Origin of the sequence: Macrococcus sp. DPC7161, assembly GCF_004117835.1 — a bacterium.
Lineage (GTDB): Bacteria > Bacillota > Bacilli > Staphylococcales > Staphylococcaceae > SDSC01.
In genome coordinates this window covers 1-686 of record NZ_SDSC01000024.1, presented here as the reverse complement: position 1 = coordinate 686, position 686 = coordinate 1, and the positions used below count along the sequence as shown (strand labels likewise).

The window sequence follows — 686 nt, the reverse complement described above, 5'->3', positions numbered from 1 at the left end:
AACCTTCTGGTGTTTCAAATTCAATTGTTACTTCACCATTTGGTACGTTCGGGAACTCATAGTTTCCGTTTTCGTCCGTTGTTGTTGTTTCTGTTGTGCCATCTGGATATGTAATTGTTACTGTTACGCCTGGAATACCTGGCTCATCTGTATCTTGTTGACCGTCTCCATCTGTATCTTCCCATACTGTATCTCCAACACTTACTTTGATGAAGCCTGAATCTACAGTCATATCATCAGCGTTGTTGATTGTTACTTTCACTGTTTGACCATCTGAATCTAATCCATCGTTTCCTACATTAGAAATCGTCGGTCCATTGTATCCTTCTGGAGTACCGAATGTCACTGTGTAGTCTCCGTTTGGTAAGTCTGTAAATACATAGTTACCATTCGCATCTGTCGTTGTCGTTACTGTTGAACCGTCAGGTTTTGTTAATGTTACTGTTACACCTGGAATACCTGGTTCTCCCGCATCTTGGATGCCATCTTTATCTGCATCAAACCATACTTTATCTCCTAAATCGTATACAGGTACTAATCCTAAATCGATTGTTGGATCATCTTTACCATCTACAGTGATTGTTACTTTCGTGCCATCTGAGTCACTTGTATCATCACCTGTATTTGGTGTTGTTGGTGTGTAACCTTCTGGTGTTTCAAATTCAATTGTTACTTCACCATTTGGT

1 protein-coding gene is annotated in these 686 nt (G+C 39.9%); it reads right to left on the bottom strand.

Going from position 1 to position 686, the window contains the following annotated elements; all coding sequences use genetic code 11:
- Positions 1–686, bottom strand: a 686-nt coding sequence (locus tag ER639_RS11900; RefSeq protein ID WP_205757720.1) for an SdrD B-like domain-containing protein, incomplete at both ends; no start/stop codon positions are given.